17 protein-coding genes are annotated in these 21,440 nt (G+C 37.2%); 5 read left to right on the top strand and 12 right to left on the bottom strand.

Features of this window, described 5'->3' with window-relative positions:
* Positions 1-124: 124 nt before the first annotated feature.
* Positions 125-550, top strand: coding sequence for an HPP family protein (locus WBM60_RS05675; protein WP_424260012.1), 426 nt, complete (start codon positions 125-127; stop codon positions 548-550).
* Here WBM60_RS05675 and rpe read toward each other — a convergent pair.
* The 5 genes from rpe to rpsO form a co-directional block, all read right to left on the bottom strand.
* Complete coding sequence (rpe, locus tag WBM60_RS05670) at positions 547-1,209, bottom strand: ribulose-phosphate 3-epimerase (protein ID WP_424260014.1); 663 nt, start codon at positions 1,207-1,209, stop codon at positions 547-549. The two genes, WBM60_RS05675 and rpe, sit on opposite strands and share 4 nt — an antisense overlap.
* Before the next feature lie 82 nt (positions 1,210-1,291).
* Entirely contained in the window at positions 1,292-3,949 is a 2,658-nt protein-coding gene (locus WBM60_RS05665; protein ID WP_424260016.1) for a hypothetical protein, read from the bottom strand.
* A 359-nt stretch (positions 3,950-4,308) separates the two neighbouring features.
* On the bottom strand, positions 4,309-5,172 hold the full coding sequence (locus WBM60_RS05660; RefSeq protein ID WP_299164051.1) for a sigma-70 family RNA polymerase sigma factor: 864 nt from the start codon (positions 5,170-5,172) through the stop codon (positions 4,309-4,311).
* A gap of 166 nt (positions 5,173-5,338) precedes the next feature.
* The gene (locus tag WBM60_RS05655; protein ID WP_424276995.1) at positions 5,339-7,552 is read right to left on the bottom strand and encodes a polyribonucleotide nucleotidyltransferase; all 2,214 of its coding nucleotides are present in this window, start codon (positions 7,550-7,552) and stop codon (positions 5,339-5,341) included.
* Between the two features lie 183 nt (positions 7,553-7,735).
* Positions 7,736-8,005, bottom strand: coding sequence for a 30S ribosomal protein S15 (rpsO, locus tag WBM60_RS05650; RefSeq protein ID WP_424260021.1), 270 nt, complete (start codon positions 8,003-8,005; stop codon positions 7,736-7,738).
* Positions 8,006-8,171: 166 nt separating this feature from the next.
* Between rpsO and WBM60_RS05645 the strand changes: the two genes are divergently transcribed.
* Positions 8,172-9,041, top strand: a complete 870-nt coding sequence (locus WBM60_RS05645; protein ID WP_424260023.1) for a hypothetical protein — start codon at positions 8,172-8,174, stop codon at positions 9,039-9,041.
* A gap of 54 nt (positions 9,042-9,095) precedes the next feature.
* On the opposite strand, the gene accD is transcribed toward WBM60_RS05645, so the two are convergent.
* Genes accD through WBM60_RS05630 form a run of 3 tightly spaced genes read right to left on the bottom strand, consistent with a single transcriptional unit; the run spans position 9,096 to position 13,698 of the window.
* Positions 9,096-9,956 carry an acetyl-CoA carboxylase, carboxyltransferase subunit beta gene (gene accD, locus WBM60_RS05640; protein WP_424260025.1) on the bottom strand — a complete coding sequence of 287 codons (861 nt, stop codon included), beginning with the start codon at positions 9,954-9,956 and terminating at the stop codon, positions 9,096-9,098.
* A gap of 28 nt (positions 9,957-9,984) precedes the next feature.
* Positions 9,985-11,052 carry a class II fructose-bisphosphate aldolase gene (gene fbaA / locus WBM60_RS05635; protein WP_424260027.1) on the bottom strand — a complete coding sequence of 356 codons (1,068 nt, stop codon included), beginning with the start codon at positions 11,050-11,052 and terminating at the stop codon, positions 9,985-9,987.
* A 60-nt stretch (positions 11,053-11,112) separates the two neighbouring features.
* Entirely contained in the window at positions 11,113-13,698 is a 2,586-nt protein-coding gene (locus tag WBM60_RS05630) for a BamA/TamA family outer membrane protein (RefSeq protein ID WP_424260029.1), read from the bottom strand.
* Positions 13,699-13,722: 24 nt separating this feature from the next.
* Between WBM60_RS05630 and WBM60_RS05625 the strand changes: the two genes are divergently transcribed.
* Positions 13,723-14,466, top strand: a complete 744-nt coding sequence (locus WBM60_RS05625; protein ID WP_424282847.1) for a TrmH family RNA methyltransferase — start codon at positions 13,723-13,725, stop codon at positions 14,464-14,466.
* A gap of 51 nt (positions 14,467-14,517) precedes the next feature.
* Here WBM60_RS05625 and WBM60_RS05620 read toward each other — a convergent pair whose 3' ends face one another.
* Both WBM60_RS05620 and ubiE read right to left on the bottom strand, forming a co-directional pair.
* Positions 14,518-15,216, bottom strand: coding sequence for a porin family protein (locus WBM60_RS05620; protein ID WP_424260033.1), 699 nt, complete (start codon positions 15,214-15,216; stop codon positions 14,518-14,520).
* A gap of 4 nt (positions 15,217-15,220) precedes the next feature.
* Positions 15,221-15,949 carry a bifunctional demethylmenaquinone methyltransferase/2-methoxy-6-polyprenyl-1,4-benzoquinol methylase UbiE gene (gene ubiE, locus WBM60_RS05615; RefSeq protein WP_424276737.1) on the bottom strand — a complete coding sequence of 243 codons (729 nt, stop codon included), beginning with the start codon at positions 15,947-15,949 and terminating at the stop codon, positions 15,221-15,223.
* 245 nt (positions 15,950-16,194) lie between these two features.
* Here ubiE and trkA point away from each other — a divergent pair, with 245 nt between their 5' ends.
* Together trkA and WBM60_RS05605 are read left to right on the top strand one after the other, a co-directional pair.
* Positions 16,195-17,544 carry a Trk system potassium transporter TrkA gene (trkA, locus tag WBM60_RS05610; protein WP_424264094.1) on the top strand — a complete coding sequence of 450 codons (1,350 nt, stop codon included), beginning with the start codon at positions 16,195-16,197 and terminating at the stop codon, positions 17,542-17,544.
* A gap of 35 nt (positions 17,545-17,579) precedes the next feature.
* A complete protein-coding gene (locus WBM60_RS05605; RefSeq protein ID WP_424276736.1) occupies positions 17,580-19,037 on the top strand; it encodes a TrkH family potassium uptake protein in 1,458 nt (485 codons plus the stop codon).
* Between the two features lie 34 nt (positions 19,038-19,071).
* Here WBM60_RS05605 and WBM60_RS05600 read toward each other — a convergent pair whose 3' ends face one another.
* Positions 19,072-20,256, bottom strand: coding sequence for a pyridoxal phosphate-dependent aminotransferase (locus WBM60_RS05600; RefSeq protein ID WP_424264098.1), 1,185 nt, complete (start codon positions 20,254-20,256; stop codon positions 19,072-19,074).
* Between the two features lie 13 nt (positions 20,257-20,269).
* The gene (locus WBM60_RS05595) at positions 20,270-21,373 is read right to left on the bottom strand and encodes a fatty acid desaturase family protein (RefSeq protein ID WP_424276735.1); all 1,104 of its coding nucleotides are present in this window, start codon (positions 21,371-21,373) and stop codon (positions 20,270-20,272) included.
* Between the last annotated feature and the right edge of the window lie 67 nt (positions 21,374-21,440).

Below are 21,440 nucleotides of genomic sequence, written 5' to 3'. Positions count from 1 at the left end.
AAAGAATCAGAATCTCAGAATTAACCAAAGCAAATAAATTTAAACCATCACTAACATGACTTTTATCATTCTTTTTGTTTTTGATAAAACTGATCTTTATTAAATAATATTTAAATTGAAAGTCATGAATATCCAGATTCAACTCCCCGTTTCCAATATAATGACCACAAACCTTATAACACTTGATGTAAAAGAAAGTTTAGATAAGGCAGAACATTTATTTAAAAAATATAAAATACGGCATATACCGGTCATTGAAAATGAAAAGATTATTGGGATGATAAGTCTGAACGATATACTCCGAATAAGTTTTGCCGATGGCGCATACAGGGAAGAGGAAAATATTTCTTCATCTATTTATGAAATGTTTACAATAAGGCAATTAATGATAGGAAATCTGGAGACTGTTTCTCCCGATGCAACAATTAAAGAAGTTGCAGAATTACTTGTGAAAAGGGAATTTCATTCCTTACCGGTCGTGGAAAAAGGTAAGCTAAAAGGCATGGTAACTACCACAGATTTGATTAAATACCTGCTAAAACAATGCTAAGCATTGGCAATATTGGCGATATGTGAAATCGTGGCCATTGGATCCTGTGAGTTGAAAACAAAACTTCCCGCAACCAAAACATCTGCACCAGCCTCTACTAGGGCTTTCGCATTGTCTGCATTTACTCCGCCATCAATTTCTATAAGCGTATTGGCTTTTTTTTCATTAATTAGCGCTTTTAATGCCCTGACTTTTCCATAGGTATTTTCAATAAACTTCTGACCTCCATATCCCGGATTAACGCTCATAACACAAACAAGGTCTATCTCTGCTATGCTATCTTCCAGAAGTTTTATATTGGTGTGCGGATTAAGAGCTACTCCTGCTTTCATACCTTCCGCTTTAATGGCTTGTATGGTTCTATTTAAATGTGGACAGGCCTCATAATGCACTGTCAGTATATTGGCTCCCAGGGAGGCAAACGATTTGATATATCTATCGGGATCAATAATCATAAGATGAACATCGAGCGGCTTGGTTGCATTCCCGGCAATGCTTTTTATTACAGGCATTCCAAAGGAGATATTTGGAACAAAAACTCCGTCCATAACATCAATATGGTGCCAGTCTGCCTGACTTGAATTTACCATTTCAACGTCTCTTTGTAAATTCCCGAAATCGGCCGCAAGTAATGAAGGCGCTATGCGTATGTTGTTCATTGTTTAATGGCTGAAAATATTTAGATACAAAAATAAGTATTCATTATGGTTTTATACTGAGCCATTATATATAACTTCTATTTTATTCCAGATTCGTTTTATTATAAAGTTCATGCGATTCATCACCTCCGCTTAGTAGATAGGCAAAAAGATCCGTAATTTCCTTTTCGTTTAACCTGTTAAGTAAGCCGGAAGGCATTGGTGAAATTGGAGACAACTCCTGTTTTATAACAGAGGATTTGGCCAATTGAACAGTATATGATGTATTTAAAGGATTAGGCATAATTTTAATAGAATCTTTGGTTTCCGAAAGAATTCTGCCGGCTATTTTTTTGTCATTGTCCAGATGAAAAAGGGTAAAGGCATATTGATCGGAAATGTCATCATTAGGGCTGTATATAGAATACAACAAATCATACCTTCCAAATTTTGTCCTTATCTGGGTTAAGTCTGGTCCGGTAGCACCTCCTTCACCTCGCATACGATGACACAGGACGCATAAGGCTGCCTGATATGCCCTTTCACCATCAGCCAAGCTTCCATTATAATCGCTCATTTTATCACCCCAAAGAAACTGGTTGATCGTACTACCGGAATAATTTGCCCCAGGACCAATGGGTTGCGGGAGATTTTCCACAACAGTGTTTGGAGAATAGACGCCGGAAAGTTCTTCAAAATATGCTTTTTCTTCTTTAGGGACATTTGACATGGCCTGAAGCCTTACATTTTCCATGTAAGCTTTAAAACTCATTCCGCCTTTAGCACTCAAAACATCATAAAACCAAAGGAAATACATCTCTCGTAGTTCTTTGTTCCAACCTTCGGTGGCATGGCTTAACAGCATCCCGTAATAGATGGCTTCACTAGGGGGCATTTTTGCAATTACTTCCCTAATTAATGGTCCGTATTGTTCGCTTCTTAATGTAGTTTCCTCTGAAAGCATCTGATTGGAGATATTAGTCTTTTCAGCAGTGTGTTTTTCTAATAAATCACCAAGAATCTTTACCGTGCCATCTGCATTTAAATAGAGCATAATTTGCGCAAGTTCTCTGTTTATGGCATTGTTTGAACCAGGAAAATAGGGTTTTAACTTTTTGATAACGGCTTGTCGAGATTGACTGTCCGGTTGCCCCATGCGGATAAAAACAAGGGCATAATTTCTCAAAAGATCTATTTGCCGCTGTTCATCTAGCCCTTCCCAATTGATTTGATTTAATTTTTTCAGAATCTTTCCTTGATCTTTTTTATCACCCTGTCTTGCTAAGGCAATCCCGGCCTCAATCGTTTTTACCGGTGATTCTTCAGAATAGAACATTGCCTGCCATCCATCCGTAGGAAGGTTTTCCAGGGCAATTCGAGATGCATATCTTATAAATCTGTCTTCGTGGTCAAGGTTGTCCCATGCTTTGGATATGGCTTCTTCAGGATTAATAGCCGAATAATTTTCTAATTGGTGCCTAAGCTGCCTTAATTCTTTGCCACTGTCATTCGGTTTAATTTCTGATGCAGTAAGTTCTCCGTCATAACTCAATCGATATAAGTGAGAATCCAGGCCTCTCCCCCCGGTTGCGAAATAGAGATTGCCATCAGAACCTTCAATCATATCAGTTAATGGCAAGGGTGTGCCAGATAGAAATTCTTCTCTAGTTGCAGAGTAACTACTTCCCTTAGGTATAAGGTTTGCGTAATAGATGGTTCCAAAACTCCAATCCATAATAAAAAGTCCGTTGTGGAACTTTGAAGGGAATTTTAATTTGGCTCCAGACAATATAGCCGTTGGGGAACCTTGTTCCAGGTTATGAACAGCCGGCAGATTATCCGGATAATATTCCGGCCATTTGCCAGATCCTGTCCGCCATCCATACTCACTTCCGGGAGTAACATGACATATTCTGGTTGGCCTGTACCACGGCATTCCTATGTCCCATTCCATATCGGCATCATAAGTAAATAATTCACCGTCCTGGTTAAATGCCAGGTCAAAAGGATTTCTATAGCCAGCAGAAATTAGTTCCCAGTTTTCCCCGTTGGAATCAAATTCCGCTACCCAACCACCGGGCGCTTTTATTTCATTGGCATGCCCTCGGGCATCCAGATAGGGTGTAAACAGATTATCTTCGCCCCAGTTTATCGGTAGGCGACTATTTTTTTTCAGGCTTTCAGGGATAAGTACATGGTTTCCAGCTATAAAATAGATAGATTTTCCATCTGGGCTTAACACAAAACTGTGTGGCCCGTGCTCACCGGCCCCTTCTAATTTCAAGAGCATTCTTATATCATTAAGGTGGCCATCTCCGTTTGAATCTGTAATTCTATAAACACCGCTCCCTCTTTGGTTTTCATCTGCAATAGTATCATCCCAATTTTTATTGACAGCCACATACAAACTATTAAACGCCCATAACAAGCCATGTGCTTCACCAATATCAAGATTTAGGCTGTCTACATTTGCTGTTTGGACCACCTCGCCTTTTTCCGGCATTTTAAAATAATAGATCTTACCCCGCTGATCACATGCATAAATCATTTTGTCAGCGCCCTCGGCCAGAGCTACCCAAGAACCTTGTTTGTTAGCGCTGATGTGGTATAATTCTTCAAGTACAAAATTTTCCGGGATATTAAATTTTATTTCAGAAGTGTCATTTGATTCTTCAGACGATTTACTCTGTTGGCAAGAAATCATAAAAACATAAAAGGCAACACAAATAAATTTAATTGATATTATAGATAGACCCTTCATAATAGTTATTTTAAATGAGTACTTCAGTTACGGATAGGTTTCCATAAATATACATAAATGAGTTGGCACAAATAGCTGAATATGGAATCAAAAGTGAAGGCAGCCAAAAGAAACATTAGACTAAAGAGAAGTTTGAACAGCCGAAACAAGCATAGGCCAGACAAAAGAATATTTTTTTAAATAATGGGGGATTATTGATAGAAATTGGGTAAAATGAAAAACTCCGGTAATCAGCCGGAGTTTATTCATCAATCAAAAAACGAACAGTCATGATAAACTGTTGTTACTATCACAAATTACAATTTTTATACCAAATTTCCAATTTATGGAATATTTAACATGTAATTTATGTCTCGCTATTATCCGAGATAAGTTTTTAAAATTTTGCTTCTTGAAGTATGTTTTAATCTTCTTATTGCTTTTTCTTTAATCTGTCGTACTCTCTCCCTGGTAAGGTCAAAAGTTTCACCAATTTCCTCAAGGGTCATTGAATGTTGTCCGGCCAAACCAAAATACAATCTGATAACATCTGCCTCTCTGGGTGTAAGGGTTTCTAAAGCCCTTTCAATTTCCGTACGCAGAGATTCATGTAATAATTCTTTATCCGGATTAGGCGATTCTCCACTTCGAAGGACATCGTAAAGATTTGAATCCTCCCCGTCAATTAAAGGTGCGTCCATGGATACGTGACGACCCGAATTTTTCAAGGACTGTTTTACATCTTCAACAGTCATATCTAATTCCTTGGCGATTTCCTCTGCTGATGGGATTCGCTCATGAGCTTGCTCAAGAAATGCAAATGTTTTATTTATCTTATTTATTGAACCAATTTTATTTAGCGGTAATCTAACAATACGCGATTGTTCTGCCAAAGCCTGTAATATGGACTGACGAATCCACCATACAGCATAGGAGATAAATTTAAACCCCCTTGTTTCGTCAAAACGCTGAGCCGCCTTAATAAGGCCAAGATTTCCTTCATTAATTAAATCCGGCAGTGTAAGTCCCTGGTTCTGATACTGCTTCGCAACGGATACCACAAAACGAAGATTGGCTTTTGTAAGTTTTTCCAAAGCCAGCTGATCACCAGCTTTTATGCGCTGTGCTAATTCTACTTCCTCCTCTGCAGTAATTAGATCTACCTTACCTATTTCCTGTAAGTATTTATCTAAGGATGCAGTTTCCCTATTCGTAACCTGTTTCGTAATCTTTAGCTGTCTCATCTAGGTTTTCCTTTATATATTAAGTTCAAAGTGCATGGGCTGCATATACTTATACGTAAAAAACCTGCAAATGTTACAATAAGGTTATAAAAATTTAACTTTTTGGTTAAATTATATTAAAAAACCCCTGTTTTAAAGGGGTTTTAATATATATAAGGGTTAAGAATTAGTCTCTTCTGGGTTTACGATCCCGATTTCTATCGTTTCTGCCTCTATCGCGATCCCGATTTTCTCTTGGGGGTCTTTCCTTATAACCTTCCGGTTTTGGGAATAAAGCTTTACGGGATACTTTTTCCTTTCTCGTTCTTGGGTCTGTACCAAAATATTTAACATCAAAAACATCACCCATGTTTACAACATCGGTAACATTTTCAGTACGCTCCCATGCGAGTTCAGAAACATGAAGTAAAACTTCATTTCCCGGAGCTTCAACGTATTCGACTACAGCCCCAAAATCTAAAATCTTTATCACTTTAACCTCGTAAACACTGCCTACTAACGGTTTAAAAGTAATTGAGTCTATTTTAGCCAGTACGGCATCAATTCCTGCCTGATCTGTTCCTAAGATCTCCACTAGCCCTTCTTCTGTAACAGGATCTTCATTTATTACTATGGTAGTTCCTGTTGTTTTCTGAAGTTCCTGGATCACTTTTCCACCTGGCCCAATTAATGCACCTATATAATCTCCCGGAATCGTAGTTGTTACCATTTTTGGTGCATGAGCTTTTACACCTTCATTAGGTTGGGCGATTGTTTCGGTCAATTTCTCAAGAATATGAAGCCTTCCTTCTCTTGCCTGCATTAATGCCTTAACCAGAATTTCGTAGGATAAGCCTTTAACTTTAATGTCCATCTGGCACGCGGTAATCCCATCGGCTGTGCCGGTAACTTTAAAGTCCATGTCTCCTAAATGGTCTTCATCACCCAGAATATCTGATAATACAGCATATTTTCCGGTTTCGGTATCTGTAATCAATCCCATTGCAATTCCTGACACCGGTTTTTTAAGCTGCACCCCGGCATCCATTAGCGCCATTGTACCGGAACAAACAGTTGCCATTGAGGAAGAACCATTACTTTCCAATACTTCCGAAACAACCCGGACTGTATAAGGACAATCTTCAGGGATCATCCCTTTTAACGCTCTTTGTGCTAAATTTCCATGGCCAATCTCTCGACGTGAAGTTCCCCTAATGGGTCTGGCCTCACCTGTAGAAAAGGGCGGGAAGTTGTAATGAAGATAAAATGTCTCTTCGCCTTCAAATGATGGCATATCTATTTGATTGGCTTCTCTTGATGTTCCCAGAGTAACTGTCGCCAGTGCCTGTGTTTCTCCTCTTGTAAAAATTGCCGAACCATGTGTTGAGGGCAAATAATCCACTTCGCACCAGATAGGTCGTATTTCATCTGTCTTTCTTCCGTCGAGTCTTAATCCTTCATTTAAGGTAAGGTCTCTTACAGCAGCTTTTTCGGCTTTGTAGTAATACTTGCTGATTAAATCCCCAATTTCTTCTAGTTCTTCTTCGGAATGTAGCGCTTTTATTTCGTCTTTTATTTCTGCAAATGAGGCACTTCGCTCATGTTTGGAAGAACCAGCCTTGGCTACTTTATATACTTTATCATAGGCAAGATCATGAATCTTTTTCATTAACGCTTCGTCCTCATCTTCCGTTTCGTATTCGCGCACTTCTTTTTGTCCAAAGGCCTTGGCTAATCTAATCTGTGCAGCGCACTGAACTTTTGCAGCTTCATGACCAAATTTGATTGCTTCAACCATTTCTTCTTCAGAAATTTCACCCATTTCACCTTCAACCATCATCACGGAATCCTCGGATGCCCCAATGACCATGTCAATATCAGATTCAAGTAATTGTGCTCTAGTAGGGTTAATGACAAATTCGCCATTCACTCTCCCAACACGAACTTCTGAAATTGCACATTCAAATGGAAAGTCTGAAAGTTGAATTGCGGCAGATGCTGCAAGACCTGCCATGGCATCGGGCATGACATTGTCATCATGAGACATTAGCTGAATCATCACCTGAGTTTCGGAATGGTAATCTTTTGGGAACAATGGTCTCAATACGCGATCTACCAATCGCATAGTCAATACTTCCCCGTCACTTGGTCTGGCCTCTCTTTTAAAAAAGCCTCCCGGATAACGTCCTGAAGCCGCAAATTTTTCCCTGTAATCTATTGTTAAAGGAAGAAAATCTACATCACTTTGTCTATAATTGGAAACTACGGTACATAGTAACATGCAGTTTCCCGATTGTACAACAACAGCACCATGGGCCTGTTTTGCAAGTTTTCCGGTTTCGATAGAAATCTCTCTACCATCACCAAGGTCAATGACCTCTTTAAATGTTTTTGGAATCATAAATTTTAATTAGAACCTGAATCTTTATCAGGCTGTTAAACAATGGTCAACCGTCTTACATAGACGGTCTGAGTTGTGTTGTTGTGTTGTCGACCAATGAAAAACTATGTGTAAGCTTTTTGTGTTCGCCTCAAATTTTGAGGCTTTTATTAAAAAAAGGGGAAGCAATGCCTCCCCCTTATATTATTTTCTAATATTCAATTCTTTAATAAGTTCACGATATTTTTCTATGTCCTTTTTCTTCAAATAATCCAGCAAACTTCTTCTTTTACCAACAAGTCTTACCAGGGATCTCTCCGTATTATAATCCTTTTGGTTGTTTTTTAAATGTCCTGTTAAATGATTAATCCGATGCGTGAACAACGCAACCTGACCTTCAGTGGAACCTGTGTTACCTTCTGAACCACCGTGTTTTTTAAAGATTTCTGCCTTAACTTCTTTTGTTAAATACATTCCAATATTATTTTAAATGATTTTTATGTATCTGATTGATTTTCAATCGAGCGCAAAGATAGTAATAAATTTATATAAAGCAGATGTCATTTATCTTTTTTGACCTTCAATTAAACCATTATGAATACCTGGGGTCATAGGAGAGTAATATTAAAAAAATGATAATATGAAAAATTGTTTTAAAAAATTGAATTTTGCAGGATTATTGATTTTGACAATTGTGTTGATTGTTTCCTGTAACAATGAAGAATCTCCGGAAATTATTGAAACCGGCAAAACAGAAACTTTTGAGGTGGCACAACTTCAGGCCAGTGACGAATCTGAATTAATTTCTGAGGAAATTATAAACATTGGAGAGGATGTTTATACTACCGATGAAATCCTGGCTACCTCCAAGGGTTCTTACATTTCAGATTATTTACCAGAATGTGTTACAATTACTACTGTGGTGACTAGTACCAGTAAAGAAAAAACTATTGATTTTGGTGAGGGATGTGAATTACCCAATGGGAATTTTTTAAGTGGTATCATTAAACTGAGCTATCTGAAGGACATGGAGATGGCTATGAAAACGCTTAGTTTTTCACTTGAGAACTTTACATTTAATGGGGTGTCTGTTGAGGGAAATGCTACTGTTCAGCGAATGCGTTCCAATGAAAATGGAAATCCACAGTCAGATGCGGTTGCCAATTTTACCGGAGAATGGCCAGACGGTGGTACTGCCAGTTTCACTGGAAACAGGACCAGAGAATGGATTGAAGGTTTTGGAAGTGGATTCTGGGGCGATAATGTCTTTCTTATTTCAGGTAAGGGTACTTACACAGGGAAATTTGATAATGTATTCGTTAAAGAAACCATTAGCCCGCTAAGAAGAGAACTATCTTGCAGATTCCTGGTAAGCGGAATACTTGAAATTTCACGCAATGATACAACGGTGAGCCTTGATTTTGGAGATGGTAGTTGTGATTCCAAAGGGATTCTTACTTACCCTAATGGAGAAACTGAGGAAATACTTTTAAGAAGGTTTAAGAACTAAAGAGCCTACAAATGATTAATTATTAGCCCTGACTTACTAAATTCAGGGCTTTTTTTATTCTCTTACAGCATTATTCTGAATAAGATCTATATAAAGGTTAATTTTCTTTTTAAGATCCCTTCTATGAGAAATAAAGTCTAAAAAGCCATTTTCCAAAACAAATTCTGCTGTTTGAAAACCCTTTGGGAGATCTTTTCCTGTAGCTTCTTTAACAACTCTGGGCCCTGCAAAACCAATCAGTGCACCAGGTTCAGAAATATTAATATCTCCTAGCATGGCATAGGAAGCAGTCGTTCCACCGGTAGTAGGATCTGTGCATAAAGAAATATATGGAATTTTGGCTTCAGCTAGCTGCGCTAATTTTGCAGATGTTTTGGCAAGCTGCATTAATGACAAAGCCGCCTCCATCATTCTGGCCCCGCCAGATTTAGATATCATTACAAAAGGAATTCCCTTTTTAATGGAATGATCAATTCCACGTGCAATTTTTTCACCTACCACACTTCCCATAGATCCGCCAATAAAACTAAAATCCATACAACAAACAACCAAATCCTTACCCAAAGATTTGCCTACAGCTGTTCTTACGGCATCTTTTAAACCTGTCTTTTTTTGGGCCGCCTTCAGTCTATCTGAATATTTCTTTGTGTCCTCAAATTTCAGGGGATCTTTGGAAGTTAACTTGGCATCTAATTCCTGAAATTTGTTGTTATCAAATAGAATCTCGAAATATTCTTTGCTCCCAATTCTAACATGATAATCATCTTCAGGACTAACATAAAAATTTTTAGCTAATTCGTCAGATTCAACAATCTTCCCCGTTGGGGATTTATACCATAAGCCTTTGGGTGTATCTTTTTTCTGCTCAGTTGCAGTTTGAATACCCTTTTCTGTTCTTTTGAACCAAGCAGTCATTGGAATATAATTTAATTCTATAAGTTACTTACAAGGTATTAATATTGTTTAGATCTTCAAAAGCTTTTTTCAATCTCTCAATAAAAGTCTTTTCCCCTTCCCGAAGCCAAACCCTTGGGTCGTAGTATTTTTTGTTAGGTTGGTCGGCTCCATCCGGATTCCCTATCTGCGCTTGTAAATAAGCCGATTTACCCTGGATGTAATCCCGAATACCTTCCATGAAAGCATACTGTAAATCCGTATCAATATTCATCTTTATCACACCATATCCGATCGCTTCCCTTATTTCCTCAACGCTTGAGCCAGAGCCACCATGAAATACAAAATCTATATGATTATGTTCAACACCGTATTTTTTAGTTATATACTCCTGGGAATTCCTGAGAATTTTAGGGGTTAACTTTACATTGCCTGGTTTGTAAACGCCATGAACGTTTCCAAATGCCGCAGCTATCGTGAACCTGTGGCTTATTTTAGACAATTCTTCATATGCGTAAGCCACCTCTTCAGGTTGGGTATATAATTTTGAATCATCAACATCTGAGTTATCTACACCATCTTCTTCACCTCCGGTAATTCCCAATTCTATTTCCAGAGTCATACCCATTTTGCTCATTCTTTCAAGATATCCTTTACAAATGGCAATATTTTCCTCAATAGGTTCTTCAGACAAATCTATCATATGAGAACTATAGAGTGATTTTCCTGTCTCCGCAAAATGTTTTTCACTTGCGTCAAGAAGTCCATCTATCCATGGCAATAATTTTTTTGCGCAATGATCTGTATGAAGAATAACGGTAGCTCCATAAGCCTCAGCTAACTGATGTATATGTTTTGCACCTGCAACAGCTCCCTGTATGGCGGCAAGTTGCCCTTCATTAGACAATCCTTTTCCCGCGTTAAATTGCGCTCCACCATTGGAAAATTGAATAATAACCGGAGAATTTAACGCTGCTGCAGTTTCCAGGACACCATTAATCGTATCGGAGCCGATAACATTAACGGCGGGAAGAGCAAAACCTTTTTCCTTGGCATAATTAAAAATATGTTGAACTTGGTCACCTGTAGCAACTCCTGGTTTTATTGAATGCGACATAATTTTATGGTCTGTTAGTTTTTTATGAGATGTGGCAAATGTAGTAAAATAATTAAAGGACTAAAAAGGATAGTTTATGCCAATTTGCAATACCGCATTGGCAAAATTATAATCCCGAAACCATCTTTGGCCGGGTAATTCTGCCGGATTATGGGTTTTAAAGCCCATATCCAGGCGGAACACGAAGTAGGTAAAGTCGTATCTAACACCCATTCCTGTACCAAGGGCCAATTCTGATAAGGACTCAAAGCCTTGAAACACGGCGGCAGGATCTTGTACATTATCCCAAACATTCCAAATATTACCGGCATCGGCAAAAATAGCACCTTTAAAATTTCCAACGATAGGAAACCGATATTCCAAATTAAGTGCTATTTTCATATTAGCTTCATTAAAATCATTGATATTATCTGTGGATCCTGGTCCCAGGGAATAGGGGTACCAAGCTCTGTTATCATTAGATCCACCCCCAAAATAACTACGGACAAAGGGTACACTGTTAGAGTTTCCGTAGGGTATGGCTATGCCAAAAAAGCTTCTGAAGGCAAGCACGTTGGATCTGGATAGATCCCAATGTTTTATATAATCAAATTCCGTTTTAATATACTGTGAAAATGGAACACCAAAGACGGTGCGATCACCATTTTCATTTTTATCAAATTCTATTAGGTTGGAAATTCCTGATAATAGACCTCCAGCGCTTTCAACTTTGAAACGGAAAGAATAAAAATCGTTATCATTTATATTAGTCCTGTTATTTTTATTAAAAGTATAGTTAGTTGCAAAAATCAGATTGTTTTCGGTTAACCTAATTCTTCGCTCTTCAATGCTGGCCACATCTTCAAAATCCTCGGGAGTTGAAGGCACATCAACATTCAAAATGGCATTGGTAAAACCTGTAGTACCTTCAGGAATAATTAGTACGGGGCCATCTGGTGGTTCGGGCATAATATAAAAGTCTTGTAAAGTGGGATCATCCGCATAATCCACAGCAATATCATTCAATCGCTCAAAGGTGCTCTGATATACGTTATAAAAGCGATCGGGATTAAGATTATTGACAAATTGAATATTTAATAATTCTACGTTATTTTTATTAAATCTATCCGTTGCCCAGTTATATCCTAATATGGTATTAAAAGTCTGTTTGTCCAGGCCAATATTTTTTTGAAAACTTGTGCCTACTGAAATTCTGGACTGTGGAAGTTTATAGGACGGAATTATCTTCTTCCAGTTAAAAAATGGAAACCAGATTCGCGGGAAAGTTATGTTTACATCGGCGCCAGTTTCTGAAAAGAAATTTTCTGTTGAAGTTTCATCACTTAACAAACCAAAAGTACCCCCAACCGACAAACTCAGAGTTTCCGCACCACGGAAAATATTACGTGAGATAAGGGCAGTACTAAAGCCGATGCCCAATGATTTAATATTAGAATGGGTAATATCAAAATCAAAAGCCCATGAGAATTTTGGTCTTGTCGCTAAAAAAATGTCTGCTGTAAGTTTTGATTGAGTACTATCTTCCGTAAAAAGTATATTGGGATATTTAAATGTATTTAAATTGGTAATTCGTCTGTATGTACGAATTTTATCAATGTCTCTGTAAAGACTATCCTTTTCCAGGAATATTGCATCTGCCAGAGCTTTAGGCTTATAACGGAGTTTATCTTTATAATAAATAGTGTAATTGTCGTATTCAACGGATTTTAAATCAGACTTATCCTCATTTAAAGCATAATCCGGATAAATATTGATTTTGTCTAAGCGAAAGACTTTATATTCTGAAGTAGTTATAATACTATCCCCCCGTTTTCTAAGGTCGCCAATGTTAAGTTCTACGCTCATTTTCTGATCGTCGTTCACCCTCATAGTATCTCTTAGAATATTATAGGCTATGGAACTTTCCTGGAAATTATATACCCCTGTATTTCTAAAAAGTTCTGAAAGTCTTTTTCGCTCATTATTAAAATCTGCAAGATCAAACTGCTTACTATTTTTTATTAAGGATTTATCCTCATTGCGAATATAGATAGAATCAATGGCCAGTGAGGTGATGTTTCTGGTAATCGAATCTACTATAAAAGGTTTTCCAAGGGCTATCTTATAATTTATTTCAGCTCTCTGCTTTTTTTTGGTACTATCTATTTCATAAGATGTAGTGTTATTAAAATATCCCTTGCTTCCATAATAGACGCTCAAACGTTGCAATGATTTCTTAGCTTTTAAGGTGTCTATAATGGAGGGAGGTTCACCAATCTTTTTGAGCCAATCACTATACCCTTTTACCAAAAAAGATTCACCTAATCTGTTAACTTGCTTCTGAGATAATATATTCACAAGTCTTTTCTCTCTGTTTTCTTTTCTATAAAGCCAGGCCTGGAACGATGAATCGGGATCTTTTTTAGCTAAATTATACAGGTTAAGCCTTAAAGGATAGCCTAATAAAGTACTATTAGGTTCTTGCAAGACAAGACTCTGTATATCTTCACTTTTGATTTTTTCACTGTTTACGAAGATGTTAGTTTTAGTTAATAAAAGTTCATCCTCCTCTACCCTTTTTAGAGCATTACAAGAAGTGAATGCAGCTATAAGCAAGAATAAACCTATTTTTGCAATATTCTTTTCGTAACTCCGAAGGGTCTTCATAGAAGCCAAAAATACATTATTTGAATGGTTGTTAAAAGTCAATTAAAATTTATAAAAAGCTTATATCAAAAAAAGTACCGAATTCAAAACGGACTTTTTGTGGCAGAGGGAAAAAAGGTCGTTTCAGAGCTTTTGAGTTCAAAATTTAAGACCCATAGTATCTACAGTGCCGATCCCGAATTTAGGACAAAAAACAAAGTAGAAGTTCATTATATTTCAGAAAAGGATTTATCAAGAATAAGTTCTCATAAAAGTCCAAATAAAATATTGGGAATTTTTGAAATTCCTGAACCAACAGACATTAACTTTTCTGATTGGGTGGTTGTTTTAGATGCCGTACAGGACCCGGGAAATCTGGGAACCATCATAAGGTTATGCGACTGGTTTGGAGTAGCGCATTTGGTTTGTTCTCCCGATACCGTAGATTGTTATAATCATAAAGTTTTACAAGCAACTATGGGTTCTATTGCCAGGGTTAATATTGTTTATACCGATATTACCGCACTACTTGAAGAAAACAAAAGTGTTGCTTATGGTACATACATTAATGGGAATTCTGTATACTCGGCAAATCTTCCTGAAAAGGGGTTATTAATATTGGGGAATGAAGGCAAGGGCATATCTTATAAAGCAGGCCTTCTGATAGATCATGAAAACAGAATAAGTATCCCTCAATATGGCAAAAAAACTACTGAAAGTTTAAATGTTGCAACTGCCACAGCCATTTTCTTAAGTGAAATTAGAAGAGACAAAAGTTCAACTATTTAATAGATAAGATTTGGAAGTAGAAAAATCCCCAAGCCTTTAATATACTTTTGTTTATTCAAAAGTAAAATTCACGAAAACCCCTCTGGTTTTCATTGTATCTATATTTCCGGTCCATGGACTGTTTGGATCATTGTCAGGGACTAATTCATTACTGAGAGCAAAGACTCCCCTTATAGAAGGGGAAAATTTAAAATATTCGGTGTAGAAATCAATGCCAAATCCAATTTCCCAGTTATAAAGTGTTTTTGTCATTCGAAAAGTACCACTGCTGTTATCGTCAAGACTATCCTCATTACTACCCAAATTTAGAGAAGCAGACGCACCCCCAATAATATAAGGTTTCCAGTTACCAAATCTTCGGGCACTTACTTTTAAAAGTAATGGAAAATTGATATAGGTAGATTTTACATCTCTTATTGCTTCATTTGGATCGGCAAATCCTTTATATCCTAAAGTTCTTTTAGTGTAAAAAAGTCCGGGTTCAAAGCGAAGGTCCAAAAATTCGTTAAGCCTCAATTCACCAATCAGACCTACATTGAAACCAATAGATTTTTCTACCAAGACATCATCCAAGTCGTTCTTGTATTCAAATTTGAAGTCATATTGATTAAATCCTAGGAAATATCCCCAATTTAATAATGCTTTATCTTCATTTTCAAGATTTATGATGGGTTTTTCTTTAAATTGAGCATGCATTGGACTACTGACCAGCAGCAAGAAACCTATCAGAAAAAATAAGATATATTTCATTCTTCTATTTTGTAGCTATATATATAGATGCCACCCCAAATGTCTGTGGCCTGTTCTCCATAGCTATAAACCCAATTTTCCCTAAAATATTGTTGAAGGCCTGGCCGTATGGAAAAACGGCAGCAGATTCCGAAAGATAGGCATAGGCAGAGCGGTCTTTGGAGAAAAGTTTGCCAATTAAGGGAAGGATGTTTTTAGTATAAAACCAATACCCTTGCTTAAAGGGAGATTTGGTGGGTACGGAAGTCTCGAGGACTACGAACGTACCGGAAGGTTTTAAAACACGATATATTTCTGATAAGCCTTTTTCAAGATTTTCAAAATTCCGAACCCCAAAAGCCACGGTAACTGCATCGAAGCTGCCATCTTCAAAAGGAAGGTTTTCACTATCTCCAACAATCATTTTAATAGTGGTATTTAAATCTTTATCTGCCACTTTCTTTTTTCCCACCTCCAGCATTCCCCTGGAAATATCTAAACCTATTATTTGTTCTGCTCCAGTTTTAACCAAATTAATAGCTAAATCTCCTGTTCCAGTAGCAATGTCGAGGATATTTTTTGGGTTTTTCTTCTTTAAAATCTTTACTACCCTGTTTCTCCATTTGATATCAATTCCAAAAGAAATTACCCGATTTAAGCCGTCATAGCTGCCGGAAATTGTGTCAAACATTTGTGTGACCTGTTCTTTTTTTCCAAGCGTAGATGTCTTATAAGGTTTTACTTTTTTGGGCATAAGGTAAATTTTCGGGCAAAGATAATATAAAGCCTGCTTCGAGAATGGGTATTAATAGAGATAATCTAAATTGATTTAATGTCCATTTTTGCATGCCAAGTTAGACATTAATCAAAATAAAATTGCGTAATTTTGACATTGCAAACTTTGCAAATACAACGCACATGAGCTTCGATGGCTTATATTATATAAAAATAGCTCCTTTACGCAACATTCGGACTCTTGATAATTAATAAAGACTAAAGATGAGAATTATTATTGCGGGGGCAGGTGAAGTAGGTTTTCATTTGGCAAAACTTTTATCTTATGAATCCCAGAACATTACTTTGATTGATTCCAACAAGGAAAGTTTAACCTACGCAGACAATCATTTGGACATAAAAGTTCTAAAAGGTGATGCAACTTCAATTTCTATATTAAGGGAGGCTAAAGTTGATAGTTCTGACCTTGTAATTGGCGTAACTTCTTCTGAAACAACTAATATTACCCTTTGTTTATTAGCTAAACAAATGGGGTGTAAAAAAACGATTGCAAGAATTTCTAATATTGAATTCATAGATAACAAGGAACTGATTAGATTTTCAGAAATGGGCATTGATGAATTGATCTCGCCTGAAGAGCTGGCCGCCACAGAAATTCAGCTTTTACTGAATCAGTCCGCTTTTTTTGATACTTACGAATTTGAGGCAGGGGCGTTAATAATGGTTGGTGTTACCTTGCCTACGGGGGCCCCTTTCATTGGCAAATCTGTCAAAGATGCAGCAAATATATTTCCTGGATTGCATTTTATGCCTATTGCGATGCAACGGTTTGGAACTCAGTTTACACTTATTCCCAGAGGCGATACAGTTTTTAAAGACAAGGACCAGGTGTATTTTGTAACTGACAAAGAAGGAGTGGATGAACTTTACAAGCTTACCGGTAAAACGAAGGAAGACATAAAAAATGTTATGATTTTAGGAGGTAGTAAAGTTGGTTTTAATACGGCCCGAGATCTCTGTGCCAAAAAATTTAATGTAAAATTAATAGAAAAAAACAAAGAAAAGGCTTTTGACATATCTGATAGGCTGCCAAATGTGCTGGTAATAAATGGCGATGGCAGAAATGTTGAGTTATTGGATGAGGAAAGTCTGGAATCTATGGATGCATTTATTGCGGTTACTGGTAATTCTGAAACTAATATTATGTCTTGTCTGATGGCGAGATCCAAGAATATCAAAAAAACTATCGCTCTCGTTGAAAATATGGACTACTTTCAACTCTCACAGTCCATTGGTATTGATACTTTAATTAACAAGAAATTACTCGCTGCAAATAATATCTTTAGGTATATAAGAAGGGGTGAGGTTGTGGCTCTAACCCGGTTAAATAACTTAAATGCCGAAATCCTGGAATTTGAAGTAAAAGCTACCTCAAAGGTAAATGGGGAAATTATACGCGAACTGGAATTCCCAAGAGCAGCTATTATTGGTGGGATTGTCAGAAATGGTAAAGGAAATATTGCCCTTGGAGATTTTAGGATTGAGGAAGGCGATAGGGTAGTGGTATGCTGTCTGCCAGATTCCATTTCAAAAATTGAAAGGCTCTTTATATAATGGCAGGGTTAAATTATAGAATAATAATTCACCTTATGGGATTGCTGTTATTATTTAATGGCGGTTTCATGCTAATTGCTGCCTTGGTTAGCGGTGTTTATAATGATGGTGCTACTCTAGATATTACCCTGGCCGCAATAATTACTTTATTATTGGGAATTCTGGCCATGTTTTATACGAGGGGCCATGAGAAAGAAGTAAAAAAGAAAGAAGGTTATATTATAGTTACCCTTGGTTGGATTGTGATGTCTGCCTCTGGAGTAATGCCCTATATTTTTTCCGGAGCCATTCCCAGTATTACAAATGCATTTTTTGAAACTATTTCAGGATATACTACCACAGGGGCTTCAATTCTTGATGATATTGAATCTATTCCCAGGGGGATTCTCTTTTGGCGTAGTCTCACCCATTGGATAGGCGGTATGGGTATTATTGTTCTGGCCATTGCCATTCTTCCTTTATTGGGGATTGGGGGAATGCAATTATTTTCAGCCGAGGCACCGGGCCCTAGTGCCGATAAGTTGCATCCAAGGATTACCGACACGGCTAAAAGGCTTTGGTTAATTTATTTTGGATATACAGCCGCAGAAACTCTTTTGTTAAGAGTAGCTGGGATGTCATTTTTTGATGCATTAAACCACTCTATGGCTACATTATCGACAGGCGGATTTTCTACTAAAAATGCGAGTCTCGCGTATTGGAGCAATCAACCACTTATTCAATATATTGTCATTGTCTTTATGTTTCTTGCGGGCAGTAATTTTGTGTTGAGCTATTTTGCGTTTAAAGGGAAAATTCAAAGAGTGCTGAGGGATGAAGAGTTTAAATTCTACGGTATTTTTATACTTATTTTCACATTGGTAACTGCCGTGGTGGTATATTTTATGGCTAATGTTGAGGTATCGGACTATTATCCAATGGCATTTGGAGAAGCCGAGAGTTCCTTCAGGCATGCTTTATTTCAGGTAGTTGCAGTGATTACAACTACCGGATTTGTCACAGCAGATTTTACCGCCTGGACACCATTTTTAACTGTTTTCTTTTTTGGACTGATGTTTATGGGTGGGTCAGCAGGATCTACGGCAGGTGGTATTAAAGTAATGAGGCATTTGCTAATTATTAAGAATGGGCTTTTAGAATTTAAAAGGACCTTGCATCCAAATGCAATTATTCCTGTAAGGTTTAATAATAAGACTGTAAGCGAACATATTGTTTATAACGTTATTGCATTCTTTGTCCTTTACATGTTACTATTTATAATTGGAGCCCTTGTGCTTAGTTTATTAGGTCTGGATTTTATTTCTGCAATTGGTGGTGCAGCATCCTCACTTGGAAATGTTGGACCAGCATTTGGCAGTCTGAATCCCGTGAGCAATTATAATAGTTTACCGGCCCTGGGAAAATGGTGGTGTGGTTTTCTTATGCTTGCCGGAAGGCTGGAATTATTTACTGTGTTAATACTTTTTAATCCCTATTTCTGGAAAAAGATATGATATTTCAGAAATACGATTAATGCTAAATTTGGTTTTAGACTACTGCTTTTATTCTTTTTACAGCTTCCCTTAACTCGTCTTCCGAAGCAGCATAGGAGATTCGTATACAGTTTGGATTGCCAAATGCCTCACCAGTAACGGTGGCCACGTTGGCGTTTTCCAACAGATATAAAGCAAAATCAGACGCGTTATTGATTGTAAAGCCGTTCAAGGTCTTTCCAAAGAAACTTGAAATATCAGGAAAAACATAAAAAGCACCTTCTGGGATATTTAAATTAAATCCGTTTATTTCTCCCAAAAGCTGCAATAAGAGATCTCGTCTTTTATGAAATTCATCAATCATGAATTTAATTTTACTAACGGGAGCATTTAAGGCCTCAATGGTAGCGCGTTGTGCAATAGCATTTGCACCGCTGGTGATTTGACCCTGAAATTTCGTACAGGCCTTAGCGATCCATTCAGGCGCTCCTATATAACCAATTCTCCATCCCGTCATAGCAAAGGCCTTAGACACACCATTTACCGTAATGGTTCTGTCGTACATCCCATCAATTGTAGCAATACTTTCATGTTTACCCCTGAAATTAATATGTTCGTAAATTTCATCGGATACGACCAGAATCTCCGGATATTTTTTTAATATGCGAGCAATGCCTTCCAACTCCTCCTTATTATAAACAGATCCACTCGGATTACAAGGTGAACTAAACCAAATCATTTTTGTTCTGGTAGTGATGGACGCCTCCAATTGTTCAGGGGTCATTTTAAAATCTGTTTCTATGCTGGTTGGAACTTCAACAGGAACACCTTCTGCAAGCTTCACAATATCACTATAGCTTACCCAATAAGGAGCAGGTAATATTACTTCGTCTCCTTTATTGATTATCACCATTGCTACGTTAGCAAGGGATTGTTTTGCCCCTGTAGATACAACTATTTGGCTTAACCCGTAATCCAGATTATTATCCCTTTTAAATTTATTAGAGATGGCCTGTTTAAGATCTGCATACCCATCTACCGGGGAGTAACTGCTATAGTTCTCATCAATAGCTTTTTTTGCTGCATCCTTGATAAATTCAGGGATATTGAAATCCGGTTCTCCTAAACTTAACCCTATGATATCTTTCCCCTGGGTTCTTAATTCTCTGGCTTTTGCGGCCATAGCTAAAGTGGCCGAAGTAGACATGTTTTTAATTCTATCGGATAAAAGGTTGCTCATTCTTGCGATAAATTTACTGGTATTGTAATGTAGGCTTTTTGCCTAATTCTTTTAAGTGTCTGAAATGCGAAATTATAGCTTTTCTTGTAGTTTTATACTCGTTATAAGGTAAATTAAATTCCTTAGCCGTCTGTTTAACAATTTTGGAGATTTTTGTGTAATGAATATGGCTGATATTTGGAAAGATATGATGCTCTACCTGATGATTTAACCCTCCGGTAAACCAATTTACAATTTTGTTTTTAGTTCCAAAGTTAACAGTTGTGAGCAATTGATGAATGGCCCAGGTATTTTTCATGGTACCGTCTTTTTCAGGTAAAGGTGTTTCTGCCTCATCCACAACGTGCGCTAATTGAAAAACAACACTAAGAATTACACCTGCCACATAGTGCATAATAAAAAATCCAAGTAAAATTTTCCACCATGCAATGTCTAAAACCAGCATAGGTAACACAATCCATATAGTTATATAAATCATTTTAGTAGCTACTAAAACACTCCAGTTTAGGAAAGGATTCGGAAACTTGCCGTAAGACAACTTACGTTTCGTATAACGGTACATTTGCATAAAATCTGTCGTTATTGCCCAATTAAAGGTTAACAACCCATAAAGAAACAAGGAATAGAAATGCTGAAACTTATGGAACCTGTGCCATTTGGCATGTTCAGAAAAACGCAATATTCTTCCTGCTTCAAGATCTTCGTCGTGAGTATGAATATTGGTATAAGTATGATGTAAAACATTATGTTGAACCTGCCAGTTATAGACATTTCCAGCCAGAATATAAATACTACTACCCATTAGTTTATTCACCCACTTTTTAGTTGAGTAAGATCCATGGTTTCCATCGTGCATCACATTCATACCAACGCCTGCCATTCCAACACCCATGGTAATGGTTAATAATAAATTTGCCCAATTAGGTAAATTCAAAGTCAAAATTATAAAATAAGGAGCCAGAAAAAGACCAAACATAATGGCCGTTTTAAAATACAACCGCCAGTTTCCGGTTTTCTTTATTTCATTTTCCTTAAAATAATCATTAACTCTTTTATTCAAGGTTTTGAAGAACTGTGCCGAATCTTTTCGAGAAAATTTAATCGTGGTTGAATCCATATGCAGAAATCATTTGTGTAAATATAACGTAATATCTTGCTTTTTAATACCCTTCCTGCTCCATAAA

The sequence above is a fragment of the Eudoraea sp. genome, assembly GCF_049669105.1.
GTDB lineage: Bacteria > Bacteroidota > Bacteroidia > Flavobacteriales > Flavobacteriaceae > Eudoraea.
The sequence above is the reverse complement of the archived record's forward strand: the minus strand, read 5'-3'. Positions and strand labels throughout refer to the sequence as shown.